This window comes from Vibrio sp. ED002, from assembly GCF_023277445.1.
GTDB classification, from domain to species: Bacteria; Pseudomonadota; Gammaproteobacteria; order Enterobacterales; family Vibrionaceae; genus Vibrio; species Vibrio jasicida.
Genome location: NZ_CP080239.1, coordinates 852,141 through 875,776 on the forward strand (window position 1 = coordinate 852,141; position 23,636 = coordinate 875,776).

Sequence of the window (23,636 nt, forward strand, 5' to 3'; positions counted from 1 at the left end):
TTAAACCAACGCCAATTACGCTGAGTTATTTTTGTCGAGACGATTAATTGATGTGCTAGATAGTGGGTGTTGGTTGTAGAGAGTAAAAAAGCGCCGAATGGCGCTTTAATAGAAACGTTTTAATTCCAAACGGGCTCGCCGTACTCTTCACAGCGTTTTTTATCATAGTATTCAATACGCCCACCTTTACCGACAAACTGTGCCTGCACTACCATTCCTGCATCCACAAACTCTCGGAAATAGTCGCATGACACATGAAAACTGCTGTTCTGAATAACTACAGGTACCCATTCGTAACCGCCGCTACGAGGTAAGTAAGACTTGAATACAATGACCCCGTCGTCAGAAACCTCAATCGCTTGGTCATATTCATTAAGTTTGTAGAAACGCTGCCCATCAAGTTCGGCTTTCGCATATTCAATAGTTTCTTGAGTTGCCGTAGAAGTCAGTGTTTGATTCGGCATCGTTTGACAGCCGACGACCGATGTTGCCACCGCCAACAGCAAAGTTAATTTCGTTGTTCTATTCATTATTTCCTAACCAATATGGATTCATTAGCCACGTTCACATCTTTTATTTGTTAGAGTTGTATCCGATTGAATAAAAGAAAAAGCGCCTTTCGGCGCTTATTATACATCTCTTACCCAAACGTCTTTGACGTCTTTTTTAAGAAGGTCAATCACACTTTGGTGAATGAAAACTAAGCCAAAATCTTCTTCTAGTTTAAATATTAATCGTTCTTCTAAGGGGATATTTTCTAATTTAGAGAAATCAAACTCTGTTGATTCAATGTCTAGCCAGTTTAACTTCCCGTATTGCTTTTCTTTATCCGTCAATTTATAAGTTTGATGGATGTAAGGCATACGATAATCTTCGTAAACTTTAATTTCATCATCAGACGGCTGGCTTGGAGAACAATCCACGCGAGCGTCTAACCACTCTACTCCGTGTACAACCAGTTTCTCCACTTTTGACGCAATATCACTGATGATAAATAGCTTTGGAGAAAAGGTCATTTCCAAAAGTAGATCAGGTTCCACTGGCACTATTGGCTTGGGGCTTTGTTGGAATGGGAAGTTACCTAGGTCTTGTTTAGTTAGTATATGATATTGTTCTTTCATCTTAAGCCTCAAAACTTTGGAGCAAGGTCATCTGTGCTAATCTTAGCTTTTCTCAAAGAGTAAAATTCTGCCATAAAATCAATCACATCAAACAATTCTTCACAAAAAAACATCGCCGTTTCAGCACCTTTTACTCGAAATGCTACTCTATTAGATAACGGGACTTGCTTTAGCTTTTCTTCAGAAATAAATAATTCGTGGACTATCAGTTCACCGCTTCTTGGAGAGATTTCAATATCTGAACGCTCTTCATCTAGTACATCTATAATATTATTGATAGCTAAAATGTATCGATTCTGTACTTCTCCATCCTCCAACTTCAGCTGAGAAGGATAATACTCAATACCAAAAGGGTCGAAACTCATTAAGATTTCAGCAAATAGACGACTTACCGATAAATCACCACAATCAACTATCGGTCCAACGTTTTTTATACTTCCTCCTTCACTATCCACCCACACAACAGGGTTTATCGATGAAGTTGGATGATAATGGTTTGTACTGTACAACGACTCTCTGTTATCTACAGAAACAAAGTTAACACTTGAAGAGAAGTAGTTTTCGGAGATCAATGAAAAATACATATATACCCTACTTTATTTTTGTTCTTTGATTGTTTTTAATCGACGACCACTATAGCAAAATGCTTTTACTTCTATAGTACTGGGAGCATTATCTTGACTATTAAAATGCACTCGATTAGTTTTTGCATTTGGTTCACTACATGTTTTGCATCCACTTTTTCCGGGTAAAAAGTTAGCACCTCTCTGTATTAGTAACAATTTGTTTCGGCTAATTTCACCAAGAATATCAATAGATAAGTCGTCCAACTTTGCAGTAAATCGCTCTTTATTAGTTTTGCAGTTTAACCCCTTAAGAGTACGAGCCAACTTCACACCAACGACTTTATGGTACCCGCTGAGCACATCAATTACTGCGACATCGTCTTCGAAGATCTTCTTCTTTAGCTGGTCGCTCTCATTCAATACTTCGCTCTTTAACTCGCTCTGTAATCCAGAGACAGAAACTCCCATAGATTTTTCATAGTGAGTTACGATTCCACTATCTTTGTGGCTAGAGCTATGCAACGGCAATTTATATTGACACGCAATTCTATCTTGCATTGGCAAAATGACTAAATTCCACGTGTGGTTTACATCATAGCCTTTATAAGTTATTTGCTTACGGCGGTAACTAGATAGTCTACGTGTAGCTTCGCAAGAAATGATATGATGAGAGGCGACGGCTCTGTCCATAAAGTTCAATGGGTGCTTCTTTTTAACCGCAGTATCCCGTAAACTACGTGAACGAACATAACGCCCTTCATTTTCTCTAATGCCCATATTAATCCCTTACTACTTCACTTTCAGTGCTTCTGAACACTGACCGTTTTTGTGACCAGCAATACGGCGACAAATCTTACACCTTACAGGTTTCTTATCTTTATCTTCATTCGCCTTTGCAGAGTTCTTTCCTGACTGAGCAGACTCACCGGTATTATGTTTTACTTTTGCTGGGTACGTTTTCTCGCCCTTCCCTAAGATGCGAGCAAAAAGCTTATCAAACTCGCCCATCGCTTCTTTAAGCTTGTCCGGTACCATCTTATCGATGATTTTTACCTCATCCGCTAACTTCAAGAAATACGCACCAAGCTCATCTGCACCCATTCTGTTTGCGTATGAAGCCAACTCAGTTGCTACTTCAATACAAGGTTTTAGAACATCACTAACAATCTGGCTGGTTTGTTTCGCATAATCCATCCAATCTAACGTACGCAAGAATTTTTCTGGATCGCCTTTACCCATGCCTCTTAAAACGGCCAGCAAAGTATCCTTTGAAGTTCCTTTCCCGCCTTTTAGCGCAACTTTACACGTTCCCTTAACCGCACTTCCAAATGTAGGAACGCAGCCGACAAGGGTAAGTGAAAGCGCTAACCAGTTTTCAGGCTTATCGCGCTCTTCTTCACTCAGCAAAGTCATAATGTTCGCAGATAAATCGCGTACGTCAGCAGCTTGGTCGACAACAGGGATCATGGTCAAAGCAGTATTGGCGATGATCTGCTCAACGGAAGCATCATCGTTGAAATCACCAAGAATCACGCCCCAAATCCAACTAGCGGCACCAGACATTCGCGTCCAAGCGTTTTCCCAGAAGCCAACTTCACCTTTCTTTGTTTCTTCAATGATCAGTTGAGCGTTCGCACTCGGATTAAAGTTCGGATTGGTCTTAGTTGGCACATTCGGCATAAAATCTCGGCTGTCCTCGCCGTACTCAATGGCAAACTCACCCGGAGCAATGCCACCGACCGAAGCCTTACCGTTGTTGTCTAATGTTCCTTCAAATACGGCGCCAGATTGATCTGTGAGAGTGTAAGTTGCACCTTGAACTGGTTCACCGTCTGAGTAAGAGAGGTACAAATCAACCGTATACGTCCCTTCCTGCTCTTCCGTAACAGAAACCGAGGGGTTTTGTGCGCCGCCAAGACACATGGTATTGGCTTTGTTCATGGTCATTTGATCGGACAGGCGACATACGCCCTTGCCTTCAAACTTAACCGTTGGTGAGGCTGAAATGAATTTTGCTTCGGCTTCTATCGTGCCGGATGCGACGCCTTTTTTATCGCCGCCCGCATCACCGGTACTTTTTGAGAATGTACTGCCTTTGATTGCGACACTGTTGCCGCCATCCATAGAGATAGTCGTAGTGCCACCAGCAAGGTCTACTGATTTAGCATTGTTGCCATAAGGGATAGGAACGATCGGCTTGCCGACCTTCGTTAAACAAACATCTGGGAGCGTTGCATTCGCTTCACCACCTGAGCCTTTATGAACTATTGAAAGTCCATTTGCACCAACTGTTACGCCCATAACCAATCCATTTGAATTTTGTTGATTGAATAATAAAAGAGATCGCATATTGCAATCTCTCTAAATGACTAGTGAATTCCACTAAATCGCCAGTGATATTCACGATAAAGTTTAAAACTGGCAGAAGATCTCAATTTGAGATCTTCTGGTTATTGATACATTTCCAACAACTTTTGAAACTTAAGGTCGATCACCATGTAGGTCGCGACATACATGACCACAAAGGTAATCGCGCTCACCCCTAAAATCAGCTTGGGTGAAATCACCCTTTTTAACGGCTTCTTAAGGTATTTAGCTTTAAGGTTGACTAAAGATACTTTCTCTTGCTCGGCTAAACGTTCATCACGCACGAGTCGATAGATAGTGCTGCCGATTTCCGCGAGTTTTTCGTTGCCTCGCTCTTCGCGTCCGTACTTACCTTGGAAGCCAAGTTGAAGCAGTAAATAGAGAAACTCGATGACGTGTCGGTACTTGCGAGGGTCTGCTTTTAAGCGCTCCAAAATCACGAAGAACTTGTCACCACCAGAGGTCTCATTATGGAACTCTGACAACAAACTGTTCTGGCTCCAATGACTGTTTGCTCCCCACTCCTGACGACAGACAGACTCATCTATTGCTGCGCACAAGCAGTAGCGGATAACCAAAATAGATGCGCGATCCAATTCCATTTCGTTGAGCTTACGCTCGCCCTTTCTAATCTCACGAGCCACCTGTTCACGAAACGGCATTGGGTCATCTAGCCATGGAATCGATGACATACAAGACAGACTCGCGATCAACCAAGAGAATTGATCAACTAACGGGTTGATACCCATACTCTCGATGTTGAGGTCTTGAACGGCGATATTGCGCGACAAATCAGGCGCCGGCATCACCTCCATCGGTTTGCCAGGCTCTGGTTGAAATAGAACGACGGTTACATCGGTTTCTGCATAACTCATAGACGTACTGCCCAAAGTTGCAATGACAAGTTAGCGAAATCACCCGCGACATGAATCGCAATCGCCGCTGTGTTTTTCAGTGCTGACCACTCTTCGCCCGTCTTATCGAGTTCGAAATAGGTGTAACCCGCATGGTAAGGCAGCGCACGAGGTACAACTGGCATTGGTTTGATCTCGATACCTGGTAACTGCAGGTTAATCAGATCACGAATATTATCGATAGAACCGATCTTCGTTTGGCTAACAAACTGGGTATGTAAGATATCCAGTGTAACATCGGCTTTAACGGCAAGAATAAAGGTCGTAGTATCGATGATCTTGCTGTCTGGGATTGCTGCTGTTCGAATGCCGTAATTCTGATCTTTCAGTGTCAGTGGCATTGCTCGTTGCTCAGACATCACACTTAACGTCATCTTCGCACTATCAAGTGCACGTGATAGACAACTGGTTAAGTCACCATGATTGTATTTAGTAAACTCAATTGGTCGACGCGTTGCTGAACAAAGCGTTGAAAGCTCACCTTCCGCTTGAAGGAGAATTCGATACAGAGATTCTGGGTGGACCCCTTCTGCACTCGCAAAGTGCCAAAATAACGGCTCGTATCGGTTAAGCGCTTGGAGCAGCATAAAATCAGAAACTGAGGATACGCCTTGCTGGTCGACAACACCTAAACGCTGAACGATAGACTCTGCGCGGTGTTTCAACATAGAAGCAAATTCAGTCGCGAACTTGTTCAGTACGGTTGAAGCATGAATATCAATACAAGTCGGAATAAAGCTCTCATCTAAGATAACACTGCCATCTGGCTTTACTTCTGAAATTTTTAGGATCGGAATCGATGTGTATGCGCTCTTGTCTTCATGGTCATACATCAAACAGAAGTTAAGCTTACCAACTACGATGTTTGCCATGTCTTCTGAATCATAACAAGCGTCAACCGCTTCTTGAGATTCCATCGTGTAACGCGCGCCGTCTTTCTTCGTTCCGAACAGTTCAGAACGTTCTGACGGTAATGGGCAACAGAGATAAACCACTTTGTCGGCAATCGAAGGGTCAACGTCTTTCACTTCTGGCAATTCTGCCAACAGTGGCAAATCAAAAGGCGTTCTGTCTTGCAAAATACCTTCTGCCCGAGTGATGCCAATCTTACCCAGCGCAAGTAACTGCGAGTTAATTTCTAAACGCTTAATGCCCCAATGCAGGGGCGAGGCGTTTGAACTCAACATACTAGAAAGTTTACTTTGTGAACGATCGAGTTGCTGAAAGTGCTGCGGCTTCATGAACATTCCATCTTGCCAAACAACTGGATTGTATAAAGACATGCTTTTATTCCTTAAAAGTAAACTTGTTCAATGCCGCGAGTATTATCAGAAATCAACTCACTGCCTTCTAACTTGAGCTTCAGGTAGTACTCGCTCTTCTCTTCAATGACTTCCACTTTTCGCCATGACGATCCATCAATATCACGGAAAGCGACCGAGAAGCCGACAGCGCGTGTAGCTGGATCAAGCGTTAACATCTCATGGATTTTGTCGCCTGGCTGGATTTGGTATTCGTAACGCTTGATGTATTCGTCACCCAATGACGCTTTATCGTTCTCAAACAATGCAAAAAAGTCTAGGCTACGGAAAAGTACTGGCGAGCTTAGCTCATGAACGCGAAGGATAACTGGCGATGATTGGCCTCCCTCTCGTACGTTTAAAACCGACGACGCCTCTATCACTAACTCAATAGAAGAAGTTTCTGGCGTGATGCCTGTTGATTCTTTTAACTGATCCCACATGGAACATCCGGATAGCAATGCAAATCCGAGTAATACAGCGATACTACGCATGGCTTCCCTTAATCGCTTTGTTGTAGTTCTTTTTAATAAGACCTTTCAACGATGTTTCGTTGAACTGACGACGGTTCTTCGCGTAAAACTCCAAATACTCGCCCCAGAGCTTAGATTTAGTTGCAAACATCGATTTGCTTGCTACATCATTTGCAAACGTGACAGGGTCATTCGTTTCTGATTGTTCAATCAACAACTCATTGAGCGCTTTATTAAAAATAATTTGATGATCATTAAGTTCATCAAGCATCTGTTCGACTAGTTCGTTTGGCGCGAGTAAATTCTGGCTATTTAACGTCAACATGAGCTCGGCAAGATTCGACTCTGCTTGGCTAAGCCCTTCCTCTTCTTTCAAAGATTCCACTTCGTGAAGGTCTTTTTGCAAGTTATCGATACACAAGCGTAAGCACGTACCCATTTGCTTAAACAACAAGGCTTCATTACTTATCAAGTCGGGGTTGGTGATACCTAACCCTTCGTAGAATGCTTGGCTAATATCATTATGAGTTTCACTTCCAGCCTCATCGAAAGACGTATTCGATACAAAGCCGACTTTTGTTTCTGACGCTGGCTGCTGAGTTTTATCCGTGATTTGTGAAGAAGGGATAAACGCTTGCGTCACCTCTTCCCATTTTTGTCCAACCGGTTCGCTTTTAGGCGCACTCTGTTGATAGGAAGCATCACCGTTCACCTGATGACTTGGCGAACGGTCACTCATCAATGACTCTTCAGCATTAGACGAAGTCTCTTTACGGTAAAAATCGTCTGGAACTCGCTGCGTGTTTGCTTGGGGCTGTGAATCACTCTTGGTTTGAACAGGCGTTGATTCGTTACTTTTGGTGTCTGCACCCAACCAATCTTCAGGGATCAGGTTAGGCAAATCCAATTCGGAATGAATACTGAAACTGTCGTCTACGATTTGACGCGTGTTTTCGATAGAACTAGGTTGTGGTTCCTGATCTTTTTCTTCGTTTCTGATTAAGTGGTCATCATCGCGTTGCATGGAAAACTTGAGGTGTGCAATAGGGTCGTGGCTATCAACATCATCTTGTTTTGTTTCCATGAACAAGTCTTCTAATGCGCCTACTTTTTCTTCCTCTTCGACTACCGCCTCCCCTAAGTTAACAAGCGGGTCGTTAGAAACACGCTCAGGAGCAATATCGGCAGCAATGTCTTGTGAAGCAGTAACGTGCTCTAGCGACACGCCAATTTCGTATTGACCCAGAGAAACAATGTCACCGTCGACAATCGATACTGGCTGGTTTTTCAGTATCTTGTTGCCATTGACCATGGTTCCATTTGTACTGACATCGCTGATGTAATACGTATCACCGTAAACACTGATCAGACAGTGCGTTCCTGAAATAAAGCGATTGTGATCCGCCAAAGGCAAAGTACAACTGGATGCTCGCCCTACTGAGCCGCCACCTTCCGGCATTTCAATATGCTTCGCACCCGTGTATTCCTCTGGGCATTTCGAAATGAATAGGACTAGCTGATGTAAGCGCATTGCTAAACCTTAAAATAGCAGTGAAACAGAGAGTTCAACGCCACCCAATCCATCATTTACAACAGGAAGAATGTAGGAAGCTTGCGGAATGATTTGAATGTGGGCGTCAGGGTTGCTACCAAGTTTGATTGCGGTACCTAACGTAACGACAGCGCCAAGTTCAAATTGGTCAATGTCTTCGATGGCTTCATAACGGAAACCATCCTGATCGACTTTCCAACGATTTGAATACTGGGAATACCCCAAAGACAGGCCGGCACCAATATAAGGGGTAAAAATACTCCAAGAGCTCAGTGCATATTGAGGCACAACGCGAAGCTCGTAATTAGTGACTTCTTCGTAGACGCCATTTGCCGGAGCATCAATGTCTTCTGCGAGATAATTTAGGCCTAGCCACCAACGCCAACGGTTGTTATTTTCGTCGATTGGGCGCGTATGCACCAAGCCATAACGTAAAGCCTCTTGATCGCCGCTAGAACCTTCGTCGTAGTCGTGGCTTTCCATCATAAGCATGTTTACTGATCCACCATATCGTTCCCCTTTCGCTATTGCAAAAGTAGAAAACAGACACATGGCTGAAATCAGCCCCACTTGACTTGGTTTTAGCATTTCGTCCCTCTAGGTAAGCCTTGTAATAATACTTAGAGGCGAAAGATATCAACTCTCTTTTCTTTTTCAATAAGGTAAAAAATAGCGCCATCAAATAAGGTAAAAAGCCTATCAATTAGAACACAATGACTACCAATAATTGCAAAGTGCTAGACGGCTAAATTTACTTATAAACATTTAAAATTAAAAATACAGACCAAATATTAAACACCGAAAAGTGAGGCTAGAATTGTTAATAAAATGATAACCAGCACAAAACATTCTTTCACCAAATCATAAGTAAACTCTATTAAAGTCACCTCTAATAAAGGTGATTTTAAATTAGATAATGTCATATTGATTCCGATTCTTACTCAATCCAATCAGAAAAAAATATGGGTCATGCTTAAAATATTCCCCAATAAAGGTTACTATTGCGACGCACATCACTGTTGCTAATACGTTACAACTCAGCACAACCAACAGAATATGTGAACGAAGATCACACATAGTTAATTTATCCGTTTTTAAATATTATTTATTATTCTATTTCTCACTTTTGCCTATAAAATCCCAGCAAAAAATAGATCATAGCACTACTTTTATACTTTTAATTGTAGAAGGCTAAATTTCTTATACATTCAGTTGGAATTAGACATTATGTTTTTCAGCGACTTCACTAGAAGGCCGATCGATGAAAGTAATCCCAGCGGCTCAAACCCTAATGGCTTAGATGATTTTGACGAAATAAAGCGTCAAATAAATAATCTAAATAAGGTCACTGGACGTGTTTCATGGAAGACGGTTCAAACGCTCTCAAAGAAGATTTTAAGTACACAAGGAAAAGACTTTCGCTGTAGTTGCTACTTTACTGTCGCAGCAACGCATAATGAGGGTCTAAAAGGGCTTGTTGAAGGGTTAAACTCTCTACTCGATTTGTGCGTGGTGTATTGGTATACCGCTTATCCAGAGCATTCGAAAGCTAACGCTCGCATGGGCGCTATCGAATGGATGGTTGAAAACACCGAAAGACGCATCAACAAACATAAAGTAAGGCAAGAAGAGTTACCTCTAATTGAGGCTGCTCATCAGCTTTGTTTAAGGATTGAAGAAGAGCTTCGCCTTCACTATGGCATTAAAGCGCCTTCGTTTGGTCGTATTCGTCGTATTTTGAATCAATGGATTGAAGAGCTTAAAGAACAAAAAGCAAAAGAAACCAAAACGATAGAAGCAAAACAGGCGAAACCCGACAGTACAGGCATAAAGGTTGAAATCGCACCACCAGCAAAACCATCAGTAACCAAAACTCAATCCCAAAAGGGCGAAGAGAAAGACGTTGAGAGCTCTAAGTCAAGCAAGGTGATGGTTTACTCGATAATCGGTTTAATGGTGACGGCTTTTGCGTCGCACTTCATTTACAAGCAGCACCAGTACCAAACACTTAAAGGCCAGATTGAACATGCCTCTTTGAGCGAACTCACCACCTTGGTTGATTCACTAAGCGTTAAAAACAAGGAATATCTTACTTCTTTAAGGTCGCCGACGGTCGATCGTCTCGACGTTCTAATGACAGATTGGACGATTGATCCAGTCAAAGTTAGTAAGGTAAATACGATAGATAAGCTCACCAGTGAGTTAACGATACTTTATCCAGATTCGTCATCTGCACAGCAACTTCGAGAGAATTTTTTAGAGCAACGTTCTCGTTTCGAGGCTGAATTCGATGTCATATACAAACGGTTTGCCTATGCTAGGACCGTATTTGCCAATGTCGCAAAGCAGAACTCAGATAAAGATTCAAAGAAAGCGTATGAGTACAGTAATTCACTTTTTCCGCTTCTTGGTCGAATTGAATACGCAGAAAAGAACACCCAGCAAAAGGAAATTGATCGCTCACTCCTTTTACTGAACACCTACCTATATAAGATAAACCAGTTACAAACTGCGGAAACCGACAACAAATAACAATACAAGTAAAAGAAGTTACAGGCTTATGTTCAAACAAAAAATACTCAGAAACCCGATCGTGGTTTCGACCTTTGTGGCACTGTTATTTGCCGCAATACTGGCTGGGGTGTATTTATTCTGGCTTGAAGACGCAGACAAACTTTATCTTTGGGTTGGTCTTGGTGTTATTGCCACTTTCTACCTTATTTTTCAATTCACTTTGTGGTTTAAGAAAAAGAATAACGCTAAGGCTCAGCGCCTAGAAACAGAGGAAGAAGCGCTTTCCATGGTGATTCGCCCTCTCCTTTCTAACGCGGGTAAAAAACCAATCTATCTAATGATTGGTAATAAAGGGTCTGGACGACGTCAATTTTTGTTTAATTCCAGTGCAATTAAACCAATGGACAGAACACGCACGGCCAAAAATGACTTCTTCGAATGGTATGAGTCTGACGGTGCGGTGTACATCAAACCTGATCAACGTTTAGTTTTCCAAGAAGTGTCGAGTAGCGATGCTTCACTGTGGAATACGTTCACTAACGAAGTGATTCGTCATCGCCCTAGAAAACCTTTTGCTGGTTGTCTGTTCTTTATCGACTTTGAGTTCCTGATTGTTTCAGAGCCAGAGCAAAAAGATTACACCATGACAGCATTACTCCAACGTATGACATCAATCAGTGAGAAAACATCCTCTGCACTGCCTGTGTATTTGATGATGTCTAAACTGGATAAACTGGATGGCTTTAAAGAGTACGTTCATTTCAGTTCACTAAAAACGCGTGTTGAGTTCCTTTCTATACCGTTGAAAGAAGCAAAAGGTGTGATCACTGAGTACTACAAAGACGGTTACCGTAACCTTGTTAAAGTGCTGGAAAGTAACGCTCTGGATTCTTCTGCAAACTCAACTGAGATCGACGAAAAACAGGCAATCCTTTCTTTTCCTAAACAGTTTGAACTGGCTCAGTCTGAGGTTAGCTACATCTTAGAGCGCCTCTGTGAATCGAACAGTGGTGTTTACTCGTTAGACATCCGCGAAATCTTTTTCTGCTCAAGCTTACAAGGCGGACGTAAATACAACCTGCTGGCGAAGAGTTGCAGCAACTACTTCAACTTACCGATCATTGCCTCTGAGCATACTCAGTTAACAGAAACTCCTTACTTCTCAAGGTTCCTGATCGATTCTCAGATCCTTCCAGAGAGCGATTTTGCGGGTGAGAACAAAACCTACCTACGTTTGATTCAACGACAAAGTCATCTTGCGATGTTTGTGTCTGTTGTCATTCTTGCTGGCGGTGGCTATTTCTTCGTTAAAACACTCGACAGTAACTTACGAGTGATTAACCAGTTGCTTGGTATCGATGACACCGCGCAAGCAGAGCAAGAAGCAAGTTTTAATCAACTGTTAGTCAATGCGACTCGTGCGATTCAGCCGTCTTACAGTGCTTGGTTAGAAGGCTCAAAAGAGCTAGATAACGAAGTTCTACCACTGAACATCAGCCGTTTAGATAAAAGCACCAAGATTGCTTACGAGGCACTACTAAAAGAAGTGGCTCAACAACTGATGCCCGTTGTAGAAAAAGGTTACCGCCTACAACTGACTCATAACCAAGATGACTTTAGCCGCTCACTGCCTTTGCTAAAAGGCTACTTGATGCTAAATGACCCGTCTAAACGCGACATTCAATTCTTGCGTCATCAAACATTGGCCATGATGAATGAGCTAAGCAGTCAACCTGATGTAGTAAACCAGGCGATGCGCTATCTAGATGCCTACTTCCGTACTCAGTTTGCTCCTGTCGACATCAGCATGGACATCGTTCGCGCAACTCGACGCTCTTTACTTGCAAACTCAAACGTAGACTTGGTTTACGCTGGCATTTTGAATCAAGCGGATGCTATCGACCTCGGTACGCTTGATCTTCAACGAGCGGTAGGCTTTGAGTTTAACAATGTGTTCAACGAGCCATTAGCCGACAACCGTCTTATCATCGACAAAATCTACACGTCTACTGGTTTTAGCACCTTCTACCGTCCTCGTGTAGATCTAATGTCGCAGCAAGTCATCACTGACAACTGGGTACTTGGCCTTTCAAACCATGTTATCCCAACGAAGACAGAGCAAGATGATTTCAAGACGCAAGTACGTAAGAAATACACAGACGATTACATCAACTACTGGCGAAATGCACTGAGTGAGCTCAAGGTTCAGCATTACAACAACGTTGGGGAGCTGACAAACGCGATTGACCTTATTTCAGGCCCTTCATCACCGATGACAACCGTGTTGAAACAAGTGTATGCCAACACACAGTTCTCACCAGTTGGAGAGAAAAACGCACTGATTGCACAAGTTAACCCTAAGTTGTTAGAAGTTGCTGATTCTGCTTCGGAAGCGGTTGAAGAAGCAGTGAAACCAGATTACTTGCTTATGAAGCGTGTAGAACAAGCGTTCCACTTACTCAACCAATTGCAAGTCAGTGAAACACCGAACTCCCCTACTCCATGGGATGAGACCATTGCCGCATTGAGCCGCGTTCGTACTTACATGAAAGACATTGCTGACGCGCCAGACCCACAAATGGCCGCACTAGCAGCGGCTCAACACCGCATGAACAGCACAGAAGCCGATCCGCTTATCAAACTTAAGCAGATTGCTCAAAAATCACCAGAGCCTGTACGCAGTTGGTTGTTGGATGTTGTCCAACAAAGTTGGTCAGTGATGATTGCAGAATCTTCAAAAGGCATTCAAACCCAATGGTATAGCGAGATTTACACCAAGTTTAAGGAGCTAGGGCTTGGTAAATATCCATTTGATCTTACCGCAACAGAAGAAATTTCAATCGAAGATTTCGAATTGCTGTTTGCATCAGGTGGTTTGTTAGACACCTTTATTCAGAAAAACTTTGCGCCGTTTTACGACACAAACTTATGGACACCAAAGCAGGTAGATGGCGAAACCATGCCACTGTCACCTGCCCTGCTGGTGCAATTGCGTAATTACAATGTGATCCGAGATACATTGATTAATAAGAGCACAAACCGAGTTTATATTCCGTTTAGCGCCAAAGTATTAGACCTTGATTCTAGTGCGATCAGAGCCAGCTTGAAAATCGCTGACACTGACATTAACTACTATCACGGTCCGAGCCGAATTCGTGAGATGGAGTGGCCACCGCAGAATGGTGACTTCAATATAAGTATCACGATACAAGATGTAACCGACGAGGGTAAGCAGCACGTTCTAAATAAGAGTGGTCAGTGGGCGATATACAGATTGCTAGGTGATTCGACCCTGACAAACACTCATAACGGTAGCTTCGTCAGTGACATAAAAGTGTCAGGAAGGGATTTGAGCCTACGTATCACCCCATTGACACAGAAAAACCCATTCACTCTGGCTGAGCTGTATAACTTTACACTTCCAGAGTCGATTTAATAACAATATAAAAACCAGAATAGGCAGAACACATGATTTCTAACATGACTTTACAAGGCTTAGATAAGTTGGATCGCAAAATCCTTTCCAGTCTGTTATCAAACGGACGCGAATCAATTGCGAACCTATCTAGAAACATCGGTTTGTCACGTACTGCTGTTGCAGAAAGAATTAACAGGTTAGAAAAGACGGGGATCATCAAGGGCTATACCGCTCAGATCCGAGTAGAGAACGAAGGTCGAAAGGCGGCAAGTTACCTGCTCATCTCTTGCGAAAAAGGCAAAAAAAATGAAGTAACAAGTGCCTTAAAAGAGATTCCTGAAGTTCGTTTAACCAGTGTTGTTGGTGGTAGCTTCGACATTATTGCTCTTATCGAAGCGCCAGACCTTCAATCAATCCACCACTTGTGTAACGAGATTGAATCATTCAGTGGGATTCAAAAACTTGATACAACGGTGGTTCTGCACCAGCCAATCAGTCGCTAGGCTGAGTTATTTGCTTAATAAGTAAAATAGCTCTCAAACGAAAAAGCCGCTCAATTGAGCGGCTTTCTTATATGCTTCCAATCACGCGAATCTTGGCGTCTTTATCACTAGGGTTACCAAGCCAAAAGGTTTGTCCCAGGCTGTTCCCTTCACCTTGACCGAGATTGTTTTCTGGTATTGAGTCTAAGTTAACCGTTAGCTTGAGGTCCCAAGACATTGGATCTCGCAAAATAAACCGCATCAGTCCTACCAGTGTATTGTGCAACTCGCCATCATAAGAGAACTTTCTAAACGTCTCAAAATCAATGTTATCGATACAAAGGTTAAACTTACCATTCAAATCCGAAATGCTTTGCCCTAAGTGTAAACTATGACCTAGTACACAGTTTGCTCGGTTTAGTTTATTACGTTGGCATTCTGCAATCTCTACTCGGCGATGAACCCACTCCTCGATACGGACATTAGGTAAAGAAAAGTAGTGGGCAACAATACCGGAGATAAGCTTAGGCGAGCGCGTACGTGTTGAGAGTTGGTTGACGTAAGAGAGAATTTTCGCTCTATCCAACTCCGCAACATCGCAATCTTGCATGACACCAGACAAACCAGCTAAATGTAGAATACGTCCTGAGAACGCATCACTTGCACCGCTCTGGTACTGGACGTGATACCGGTATTTCTTCCAGACGCGGTACAGCAAGCTCGTGTAGCGGTTGTGGAAGAAGTCGAAAAAGTCTTTAACTGGGTTGTCTTCTGGGTCGCGGCCTGCAAGTTTTTCAGTATAAGACGCAGGCAGTGGCGAACTTGAACCATGTAAACCGAGAAAATTCGTCTCTACGCGCGAGTATTGCTGTCCATTTCTTTCCATATGAGCGATAAAGTCCATATCGCTCTTGGGGAATGACAAGTTTGGTGAAACACTAAACTCAATGCGCTCTTGATGAAAATACTTGTTTTCACCCACGGCGACAAAGTCAGTTTCTGGTTGCAGTTGGTAATGCTTCTCCAACAACAAAACCGCTTGGTAGAAGCTAAACTCATTCGACTTATCAGAGAGTGTATTAATCATAGAATCGTCTGCTGTCCAATTAGGCTCGTCCAGTTATAGACTTCACCGCTGGCTTCATCAAAAACTTCCAGCTCTGTAAACGAGTTCACACTGGAATACAGTCGGATGAATTCGTTCAATACGTTCGCCATTAAGAACATATCCCCTTCGTTCACAAAGAACTTCGAATTCGTTACGAGCTTAAACTGATTGCCTCTTACTGATACGCCGCGGAACACACGATCAATCGGTTTCATTTCAGAGGAGATAATGCCGTCGAGTCGGTGAATCGACGCTCGGTGTGCTTGTCGGTCAACACGAGAGTGGAAATCATACGTAGACAAAAGCACTTTAAGTACATCGATATTTGCCAACGACAAATAGTTCAGTGACATATTAGCGATAAGTTGCCATTGAAGCTCACCGTTCACTTGCGGACTGACTGACTGTGTTGGTTTAGTAATATTTTTAAACGTCGCATACGTCGGCGATTTATGGGTGGCATAGGTAATGTCCCCAACAGACAGGCGCTCAGCTAAGTCTGCATTGCTGCATTGCAGCTTCATCAGGACCGTTTCGGTTCCCAAATCGGCAATGTCGCCATTGTGAGTATGGAATGAGATATAACGCTCGAGGCCACGACCGCTCACTCGTTCGCCTACTTTAGATTTGTAGAACTCACGCTTGTCTCGCTGGTTGATTTGGTGCTCAAACGATTCGAATTCAATTAATGGTTTACGACGACGTTCATCCTTGCTCCAGCTTTCTACCTGTTCAATAGCATACACCTCGTAGTGTTCTTGGCTGTTGCTTTGAGGACGAACTTTGTATTCATTTCGGCGATGCTCTAAACGAATCGGATCACCATCTTTCTCGAACAAGTTAACGGCTGGCGTACAATGCAATCTTAAGTGCTTATCTTTCAAAACCACTTCAGAAGGTAAAGCACGCTTAAAATGGAACTTCACCTTGACTGTACTGCGCTGTGGAATTCCTTTTAGCCATTCTAGACCTTTGATGTCAAAAAACATGAACTTGTCTGGAAGAGAGAAGAATTCTTGCAGTAAGCGATAACCGGCAAACGAGTTTTTGCTGTAAGGCAACAGCGCTTCATCTTCTTCATGTCCAACTGGCACGACATATTCAGGGCCAAGGCGATGTTTGTAGCCACCACCAACATCCAGCTCAACGTAATCTAAATAGCGGAATAACCAAAGAAAAACGGTGCGCGTAATATGAATTTCACCATGAAGGTGAAGACGTAACGTATCTAAACCAATGCGCGATAGTTCCAAACCATGCTCTGTTGATAACGTTACATCAATCGAAGAGCTCGTGCGGCTGTTGGTTTGTTCAATATTGGTCAGCGTAATCGGGTAAAGGTTGACGTCATAACATGTACGGAATAAACACTGCGTTCCTTCTACCTGCTCGCTCGCCATTTCTGCGCCACGTTTTACCACGGTTTTCTCAGTGACACTACCAGTGTGAGGTTTGAGTTCACTGATGCACAGAGAAGGAATAGAACGCATATAGTGCGGCCACAGCAACGTCATAAGAGATTGCGTCAGCTCTGGCAACTCATCATCAATCTTTTCGCGAATTCGCCCCGTTAAAAAAGCAAAACCTTCCAGTAGCCGCTCAACGTCTGGATCGAAAGTGCCTTCTGAGAGGAAGTGCGTTAACTTGGGGTGATATTTGGCAAACTCACTACCCGATTCGCGCAAATACGTGAGTTCATCTTGGAAGTATTTACTGTTACTCAAGTGGCACCTACTAAACGTTAAATTGGCCGTCAGTTCCCATGTAGACGTCAATAGACATTGGGACTTTACCGCCGTTATGGGAAACCTCACCTCGAATACCAAACCCAAGCTGTAAAGGATTGTGGTGGTCTTCTCGGTAATGAACCTCGACATTCAGCAATCGCGGTTCAAAGCGTTCTATGGTTGAAGTGATGTTGTTTTGAATGTGGCGAACGAGGTTCGTATTGTTGGAGAGTACGTCGTTAAAGTCAGGTAAGCCGTATTCACTATCTATCATCGCATTGCCCGAATGCGTGTTGAGCAAATCCGCCAAATGCGAGTGAATGGATTCAATTAAATGACGATGAGAAACGACTTTCTCGTAGCAGTTTTTGGGCTCACCAAGCTCGATGCGCTCTAAAAGACGATAACCTTTTTCCATATCCGGTCCTACGAAAAAAGCAGCCAGTCTTCACTGGCTGCTTGATATTATCAGCAATGGGTTATTGGTCTAGCTTGCCAACTAGTGACAAGTCAAAGCTTGCGCCCATGTACTTAAAGTGAGGACGTACAGACATTGATACTTTGTACCAACCTGGATCGCCTTCTACGTCTGATACCTCAACCTTCGCAGCACGTAGTGGACGACGACCACGTACTTCTGCTGGCGGGTTTTCCTGATCAGATACGTACTGACGAATCCACTTGTTCAATTCGATTTCTAGATCAGAACGCTCTTTCCAAGAACCGATTTGCTCACGCTGTAGCACTTTGATGTAGTGTGCTAGACGGTTGATGATGAACATGTAAGGCAACTGTGTACCCAACTTGTAGTTCATCTCTGCTTGCTTACCTTCTGGCGTATTCGCAAACACTTTTGGTTTTTGAATAGAGTTCGCCGAGAAGAATGCCGCGTTGTCAGAACCTTTACGCATCGTTAGCGCAATAAAGCCCTCTTCTGCCAGTTCATATTCACGACGGTCAGAAACAAGAATCTCAGTTGGGATCTTCGTTTCGATTTGACCCATCGCTTCAAAGTTGTAAACCGGTAGATCTTGAACCGCACCACCACTTTGAGGACCAATGATGTTTGGACACCAGCGGTATTTAGCGAAAGATTCGCTGATCTTAGACGCCATAGCGTACGCTGAGTTACCCCATAGGTAGTTGTCGTGGCTGTCTGTTACTTGCTCGTCGTAATCAAACGCTTTGATTGGGTTATCTTCTACCGAGTAAGGCGTACGAAGCATGAAGCGAGACGTACACAGACCTAGGTAACGTGCGTCTTCGTGCTCGCGCAGGCCACGCCATTTCGTGTATTGTGGGCCTTCAAATACAGACTTAAGGTCTTTTAGGTTTGGTAGCTCTTCGTAGCTGTCTAGGCCGAAGAACTTAGAAGATGCAGACGTGATGAACGGTGCGTGAGACATCGCACCCACGTTCGCCATGTATTCCATCAGTTTGATGTCTGGAGATGATGCAGACAGGTCGTAGTCACAGATTACCGCGCCAACAGGTTTACCACCAAATTGACCGTATTCACGAGTGTAGATCTGTTTGTATAGACCAGACTTCACCACTTCCGGTGCGTCTTCGAAATCGTCTAGTACTTCATCTTTCTTCGCAGAGATCAGTTCAATCTGAATGTTCTCACGGAAGTCAGTATGGTCAACTAGGTACTTAAGACCACGCCACGTCGATTCGATGGCTTGCACTTCTTCGTTGTGAAGAATGGCATCAACTTGCTTTGACAATTTTTGGTCGATTTCAGAGATCATCAGGTCAACCAAAGATTGATCGACTTTCTCTGTGGTCGAACTGCTTAGTAGCTCACTGATGAATGCTTCTACGCCGCGTTTTGCAACATCAAAACCTTCATCACTTGGCTTTAAACGAGTTTCGTTAAGAATGCTATCCAGAAGTGACCCTGATTCAACTAAGGCTGCTTCTTGTTCTGGCGCTTGTGCTTCTGCAGACATGATATCCCTTACTCTTCTTTCGCTTCTTGGTCGTTGCCAATGCTTAGTTCATCCAACAGTTTCTTTCTCGCTTCTTCATCTTGAAGAACCGATGCGATCTTCTTACGGAACGCAGGAACGTTACCTAGAGGACCTTTCAATGCAACCAAGGCTTCGCGAAGCTCGAGCAGACTATTTAGCTCTGGTACGCTTTTCGCGATCGCTTCAGGAGAGAAGTCCTTCATGTTTTCAAACGTTAGATCAACACCGATTTGCGCACCTTCTTCATCAGAAAGGCGGTTTTCAACGTTTACTCTAACGTTTGGAGACATGCCTTCTAGCACTTCGTTAAAGTTGTCTTTGTCGATATTGATTGGCGTACGTTCTTCGATTGGCGTCTCATCTGCACGTGCAGTAAAGTCACCAACCACCATCATGCTCAGCGGCAGTTCAACGTCGTCTTGCGTATCACCAGTTGCTGGAACATAACGGATATTAATTCGCTCTTTAGGAGCCACCGAGCCGTCACGTGACATAATTAGTTCCTTATCTAACTCTGTAATCAGTCATAAATTGCTTTCCACTGTTCATACTTGGCAGGTAAAAGATCCTTGGTTCGGAATAACGGATGGAGTGTTTTTCGAATTAGGTCTTTTAGTTGCAAAGATAAGTGTGGTTCCCAGCTCTCAAGATTAAATTCCTGATGTACATCCCAACCCTTCTCAAGATACGGCAAGCACAACGGGTATAATCCAACAGACTGGTAAGCTGTTATCAATTGTAAATACAGCAAAAATTGCCCACGTCCCGAGCTATCCAGTTCGAGTTTGCGAGCAAGTTCTGCAGCACGCTCCCCTAGGTTTTCTAGGGTGATATCCTCCATTAGCGACGAATCGTCCTCGGTAATCACCACGGTCTGAATGACCGCTGGCGAGCCCGATGAACCTGCAACTTGAGTCGATAACCAAGCCAAAGTTGCTTCGTCCGCAAATGGTATAGAATTCTTAAATGAAAGGTGTTCAATGCCTTCCAGTGATTCAACGAAACGTCTCACCTCTTGCTTCACCGCCGTTGCGGAATCGTCAAAGCCCAGATTGGTGAGCATTGAATAGACATAGAAGTGGCCCGTCAGCCAAAAAGGCGCATCGGTTAGTGTGCGCTCTAAACGCTTAATCGTATCGATATCACTTTCTTGGTTGGCCTTGTCACGATACTCCGCTTGTTGATCGGAAGAGACCGCTAAACTGAGCGGTGTTTCGTTGTTTTGATGATCGGGTAAGTCATCAATGTCATCCCAAGTCAGATGACGATAAATTCGATAGGCAAGTGGATCGCTCGCGTTGGAATAAAGCATGACCTCCGCAACCTTCTTCAAGGTGCGTTTAGAAGCAGTTGGTGAGGAGAAATCCGTATCAACATCAACCTCCGGCGCCGCGGCTTTTTTGGCCACTTTCGGTTTAGCTACAGCCGATACGCTTTGACTGCTTGATGGTTGCTCCGCTACTGGCCTAGGGGCTTCTTCTGCGTTTTCCGCTTGCACAGATTGAGCGGGCGCACTTTGTTCCGCTGCAGATGTCGTACCCGCCTCGTGAGAGTCCGCTCCAGCTTGTTGCGATAAGATATTCAGCTGGGTACGAATCTCAAAGAAATCCGCCTCTGAATCTTGGAAAACATCATCAAATTGGCGCTGTACGTCTTCAATCGTACTGATACAACGAGAGACAAGCTCCCAAGGTTGTGTACTTTCCGCTAACTTACCACTTACCAGCTTAAACTGATGGTTTAACCACTCAACGGCGCCATCTCTACCTCGCTTTCTGGTCGGGTAAAGATTCACACCAAACTTCGTTAACGCCCCATTAAGCAGCTGCAAGCCCTGTTCAAAACCTTGCAAGTCTGACTCTTCTGTAAGTGCACGAATGAGATAACAAATCGCCTTAAGATCTTTGCTGTGATGTTCAAGAACCTCGGTAGCGTGCGTTTTGACGACACCCCATTCCACAGTTTCCCCAAACAAAGAGCCAAACTTCTTCACTTCGGCTTCCATCATTTCGTAGCAAAACTCGTAACGCGCGTCTTCACCGACTGGATTTGCGTCTGAAATTGGCGTAAGCAAGCGTTCAATATCAATCACTGACATCACTAACCTCGCCCTTCAGATAAAAGATAATCTTTAATAGCTCTTTCCACAGCGATCGCACCACGTGCTGGTTTAGACAGTTGATGACTTTTGTCGATGGAATCTGATGCCATACCGTTAAGGAGCTCGGTAATCTCGCTGAATTTTTTGGGTGCGTTACGCTCTAGATCCGCCAGTGAGTCATGCAGTTTTTGCTGATCAAAAATGGACTGTTCTGTCACTGTGCTAAACAAGATGAATTCACTTCTTGCGACAATCAGATCTTTCACTTTTTTACTGAGTTCTGGCGTATTACCAAAGTAAGCTTTTGCGGCTTTTGCTTCGTCAATCGCTTTAGTGTAGTAATGGTCCTTCGCATGTTGCTCAATGGATTCATTAATGCTTTCTAAGACTCGTTTCGGCAGTATCTGGCTGTAGAAATAAGCTTCTGACTGATTGAGTAACCAAGCCGCTTTCATTTCATCATCTGCTTGCTTCGCTTCACCCGATAAAATCAAATTAGCGATTTGCTCATCTTTGCTGCCCGCAACGGCAGACAATTTCATTGAATCAACCGCAGCAACGTTCAAACCTGCCATCACTTTGGTCAGGGTTTTATCAGCATAAGGAAACAGCGCTCCATCATCGACAAGCTTCTCACGCAACGTAACCAACTCTTTGCGAATATCGACTAAGGTTTTTGGTAAGTCATCCGCTAAGTCTTGATAAGCGGTCAACTGGCTTTGGTTCTTCTTGTACAACTTGGACAGTTTCATCTGTTGCACTTGGAAAGCTTCACGATATGGCGCAGTAGTCACCACGTTCTTTTCCATATCATTAAGAGCGAATTCAATATCCCAGGGTGGCTGCGCTAAGAAAGAGGCCGTCTGTGCTGGCTTGATCGTACTAACCAAAGGTGTTTCAGTCTGTGAAATCGATGGCTCAGACTTAACAATGGTTTTCCATTCTGGCTGGTTTTGTTGGTACAAGTAGCTGCCAGTAATCGCAATCACGCTGAGCACCAAACTCGCCTCTAAAATTTTGAAACGTCCATAGCCAGACTTATCTTGCGGTTTGCAATGCGTCAGCAATAAATCTGCATTGCGTAAGCTGCTGAAAATTGGCGCGTTTGATTGTGAATCAATCGACTGCGTATCAATACGTGCGAGCTGTTGGGCAAATGAGATGGCTGTATAGCCATGCCCTCTCGGATTATTGATGACTTGCTTCAGTAGCTTCCAAATGTGGTTGGGAATGAGTGCAGGTCGCTTGCGATCTTTTAACTGTTTATGCCAAGCATCACCAAAAATAGCACCGATAAATAGATGTCCGGTTAGTAAAGCTAGAGAATATACGTCGTCTTGTGGCTCGGTTGTGCCTGTCTCTAGATAAAGCGGCGAGGCGTAACTCAGACTGGCTTCGGCATGTGTCTCAGTCTCACCAATATAACGAGCCGCACCAAAATCAATCAGCTTGACGTAATCGCCCTCACTGACAAGCACATTGGATGGTTTGATATCGAGATGGCAGATGCCTCTGGTGTGCATAAACTCAAGCGCACCAGCCAGTTGATACACGAGCCAAGCAATGTGATCGTGACGAAAGCCCTTAGTCGAGTGACGTTCCATTTTTTCTGCGAGAGATTCGCCTTGAATCCACTCATACATCAAATACGGACGTTCGAACTCGTTGCCGACTTTAATAAACTCAGCAACACTTGGATGCTGGGAAATCTCTAGTCGACTGGCTTCATTAACCAACATTTTGCTGGCAACTTCTGGCGCCTCTTCATTGACGACTTTGCAGCAGATTTGTTTTTCTGGCTGGCCTTTCTTGGCGAGATGGTAAACCGTAGTTCTACCATTTTTTGAAGGCAGCGTGTCTAGTACATCAAATTGCGAAAAAAGAACGTACTCAAGCTTTGGCTTATTTTTTTGCGCCAATCTTTGCTCGTTCTGTTTCTTTTTCTCAATGGCTTTAACAACCAATTGATCAATATATCCTTTGGCTGCTCCCTGCTTATCAGACACTCTGCACTCT

The 23,636-nt window shown here is 43.7% G+C and carries 20 protein-coding genes; 3 read left to right on the forward strand and 17 right to left on the reverse strand.

Going from position 1 to position 23,636, the window contains the following annotated elements:
• Nucleotides 1–119: 119 nt before the first annotated feature.
• From ITG12_RS20610 to ITG12_RS20655, 10 genes are all read right to left on the reverse strand, one after another.
• Complete coding sequence (locus ITG12_RS20610; RefSeq protein ID WP_248874932.1) at nucleotides 120–530, reverse strand: hypothetical protein; 411 nt, start codon at nucleotides 528–530, stop codon at nucleotides 120–122.
• A gap of 99 nt (nucleotides 531–629) precedes the next feature.
• Nucleotides 630–1,121 carry a hypothetical protein gene (locus ITG12_RS20615; RefSeq protein ID WP_248874934.1) on the reverse strand — a complete coding sequence of 164 codons (492 nt, stop codon included), beginning with the start codon at nucleotides 1,119–1,121 and terminating at the stop codon, nucleotides 630–632.
• Nucleotides 1,122–1,129: 8 nt separating this feature from the next.
• Complete coding sequence (locus ITG12_RS20620) at nucleotides 1,130–1,705, reverse strand: DUF1629 domain-containing protein (RefSeq protein WP_248874936.1); 576 nt, start codon at nucleotides 1,703–1,705, stop codon at nucleotides 1,130–1,132.
• A gap of 12 nt (nucleotides 1,706–1,717) precedes the next feature.
• A complete protein-coding gene (locus tag ITG12_RS20625) occupies nucleotides 1,718–2,464 on the reverse strand; it encodes an AHH domain-containing protein (RefSeq protein WP_248874938.1) in 747 nt (248 codons plus the stop codon).
• Nucleotides 2,465–2,476: 12 nt separating this feature from the next.
• Nucleotides 2,477–3,988 (reverse strand): PAAR-like domain-containing protein, encoded by a 1,512-nt coding sequence (locus tag ITG12_RS20630; protein WP_248874940.1) that lies wholly within the window; start codon nucleotides 3,986–3,988, stop codon nucleotides 2,477–2,479.
• A 149-nt stretch (nucleotides 3,989–4,137) separates the two neighbouring features.
• Nucleotides 4,138–4,929, reverse strand: coding sequence for a type IVB secretion system protein IcmH/DotU (icmH, locus tag ITG12_RS20635; protein ID WP_038878550.1), 792 nt, complete (start codon nucleotides 4,927–4,929; stop codon nucleotides 4,138–4,140).
• Nucleotides 4,926–6,251, reverse strand: coding sequence for a type VI secretion system baseplate subunit TssK (gene tssK / locus ITG12_RS20640; protein ID WP_038867808.1), 1,326 nt, complete (start codon nucleotides 6,249–6,251; stop codon nucleotides 4,926–4,928). Before tssK ends, icmH begins: the two co-directional genes overlap by 4 nt.
• 11 nt (nucleotides 6,252–6,262) lie before the next feature.
• Nucleotides 6,263–6,763, reverse strand: a complete 501-nt coding sequence (gene tssJ / locus ITG12_RS20645; RefSeq protein ID WP_081094945.1) for a type VI secretion system lipoprotein TssJ — start codon at nucleotides 6,761–6,763, stop codon at nucleotides 6,263–6,265.
• A complete protein-coding gene (locus tag ITG12_RS20650) occupies nucleotides 6,756–8,273 on the reverse strand; it encodes an FHA domain-containing protein (protein WP_038878555.1) in 1,518 nt (505 codons plus the stop codon). The genes tssJ and ITG12_RS20650 overlap by 8 nt, the downstream gene beginning before the upstream one ends.
• Before the next feature lie 9 nt (nucleotides 8,274–8,282).
• Nucleotides 8,283–8,882: a hypothetical protein gene (locus ITG12_RS20655; RefSeq protein WP_105067092.1), complete on the reverse strand. Its 600-nt coding sequence runs from the start codon at nucleotides 8,880–8,882 to the stop codon at nucleotides 8,283–8,285.
• 639 nt (nucleotides 8,883–9,521) lie between these two features.
• On the opposite strand from ITG12_RS20655, the gene ITG12_RS20660 reads away from it, so the two are divergent.
• Genes ITG12_RS20660 through ITG12_RS20670 form a run of 3 tightly spaced genes read left to right on the forward strand, consistent with a single transcriptional unit; the run spans nucleotide 9,522 to nucleotide 14,729 of the window.
• Nucleotides 9,522–10,826 carry a type VI secretion system ImpA family N-terminal domain-containing protein gene (locus ITG12_RS20660; protein WP_045419582.1) on the forward strand — a complete coding sequence of 435 codons (1,305 nt, stop codon included), beginning with the start codon at nucleotides 9,522–9,524 and terminating at the stop codon, nucleotides 10,824–10,826.
• Between the two features lie 28 nt (nucleotides 10,827–10,854).
• The gene (gene tssM / locus ITG12_RS20665; protein WP_248874942.1) at nucleotides 10,855–14,244 is read left to right on the forward strand and encodes a type VI secretion system membrane subunit TssM; all 3,390 of its coding nucleotides are present in this window, start codon (nucleotides 10,855–10,857) and stop codon (nucleotides 14,242–14,244) included.
• Between the two features lie 32 nt (nucleotides 14,245–14,276).
• Entirely contained in the window at nucleotides 14,277–14,729 is a 453-nt protein-coding gene (locus ITG12_RS20670) for an Lrp/AsnC family transcriptional regulator (protein WP_009705245.1), read from the forward strand.
• Between the two features lie 67 nt (nucleotides 14,730–14,796).
• Here the strand turns inward: ITG12_RS20670 and tssG are convergent, their stop codons facing one another.
• The 7 genes from tssG to ITG12_RS20705 form a co-directional block, all read right to left on the reverse strand.
• On the reverse strand, nucleotides 14,797–15,795 hold the full coding sequence (gene tssG, locus ITG12_RS20675) for a type VI secretion system baseplate subunit TssG (RefSeq protein ID WP_038867820.1): 999 nt from the start codon (nucleotides 15,793–15,795) through the stop codon (nucleotides 14,797–14,799).
• Nucleotides 15,792–17,540, reverse strand: a complete 1,749-nt coding sequence (tssF, locus tag ITG12_RS20680; protein WP_042601595.1) for a type VI secretion system baseplate subunit TssF — start codon at nucleotides 17,538–17,540, stop codon at nucleotides 15,792–15,794. The genes tssG and tssF overlap by 4 nt, the downstream gene beginning before the upstream one ends.
• A 10-nt stretch (nucleotides 17,541–17,550) precedes the next feature.
• The gene (gene tssE / locus ITG12_RS20685; RefSeq protein WP_038867824.1) at nucleotides 17,551–17,961 is read right to left on the reverse strand and encodes a type VI secretion system baseplate subunit TssE; all 411 of its coding nucleotides are present in this window, start codon (nucleotides 17,959–17,961) and stop codon (nucleotides 17,551–17,553) included.
• A 61-nt stretch (nucleotides 17,962–18,022) separates the two neighbouring features.
• Nucleotides 18,023–19,498 (reverse strand): type VI secretion system contractile sheath large subunit, encoded by a 1,476-nt coding sequence (gene tssC / locus ITG12_RS20690; RefSeq protein ID WP_038878565.1) that lies wholly within the window; start codon nucleotides 19,496–19,498, stop codon nucleotides 18,023–18,025.
• Nucleotides 19,499–19,506: 8 nt separating this feature from the next.
• A complete protein-coding gene (tssB, locus tag ITG12_RS20695; RefSeq protein WP_038867828.1) occupies nucleotides 19,507–20,013 on the reverse strand; it encodes a type VI secretion system contractile sheath small subunit in 507 nt (168 codons plus the stop codon).
• A 26-nt stretch (nucleotides 20,014–20,039) separates the two neighbouring features.
• On the reverse strand, nucleotides 20,040–21,617 hold the full coding sequence (gene tssA, locus ITG12_RS20700; protein ID WP_248874944.1) for a type VI secretion system protein TssA: 1,578 nt from the start codon (nucleotides 21,615–21,617) through the stop codon (nucleotides 20,040–20,042).
• A gap of 2 nt (nucleotides 21,618–21,619) precedes the next feature.
• Nucleotides 21,620–23,626, reverse strand: coding sequence for a protein kinase (locus ITG12_RS20705; RefSeq protein WP_248874946.1), 2,007 nt, complete (start codon nucleotides 23,624–23,626; stop codon nucleotides 21,620–21,622).
• Nucleotides 23,627–23,636: the final 10 nt, after the last annotated feature.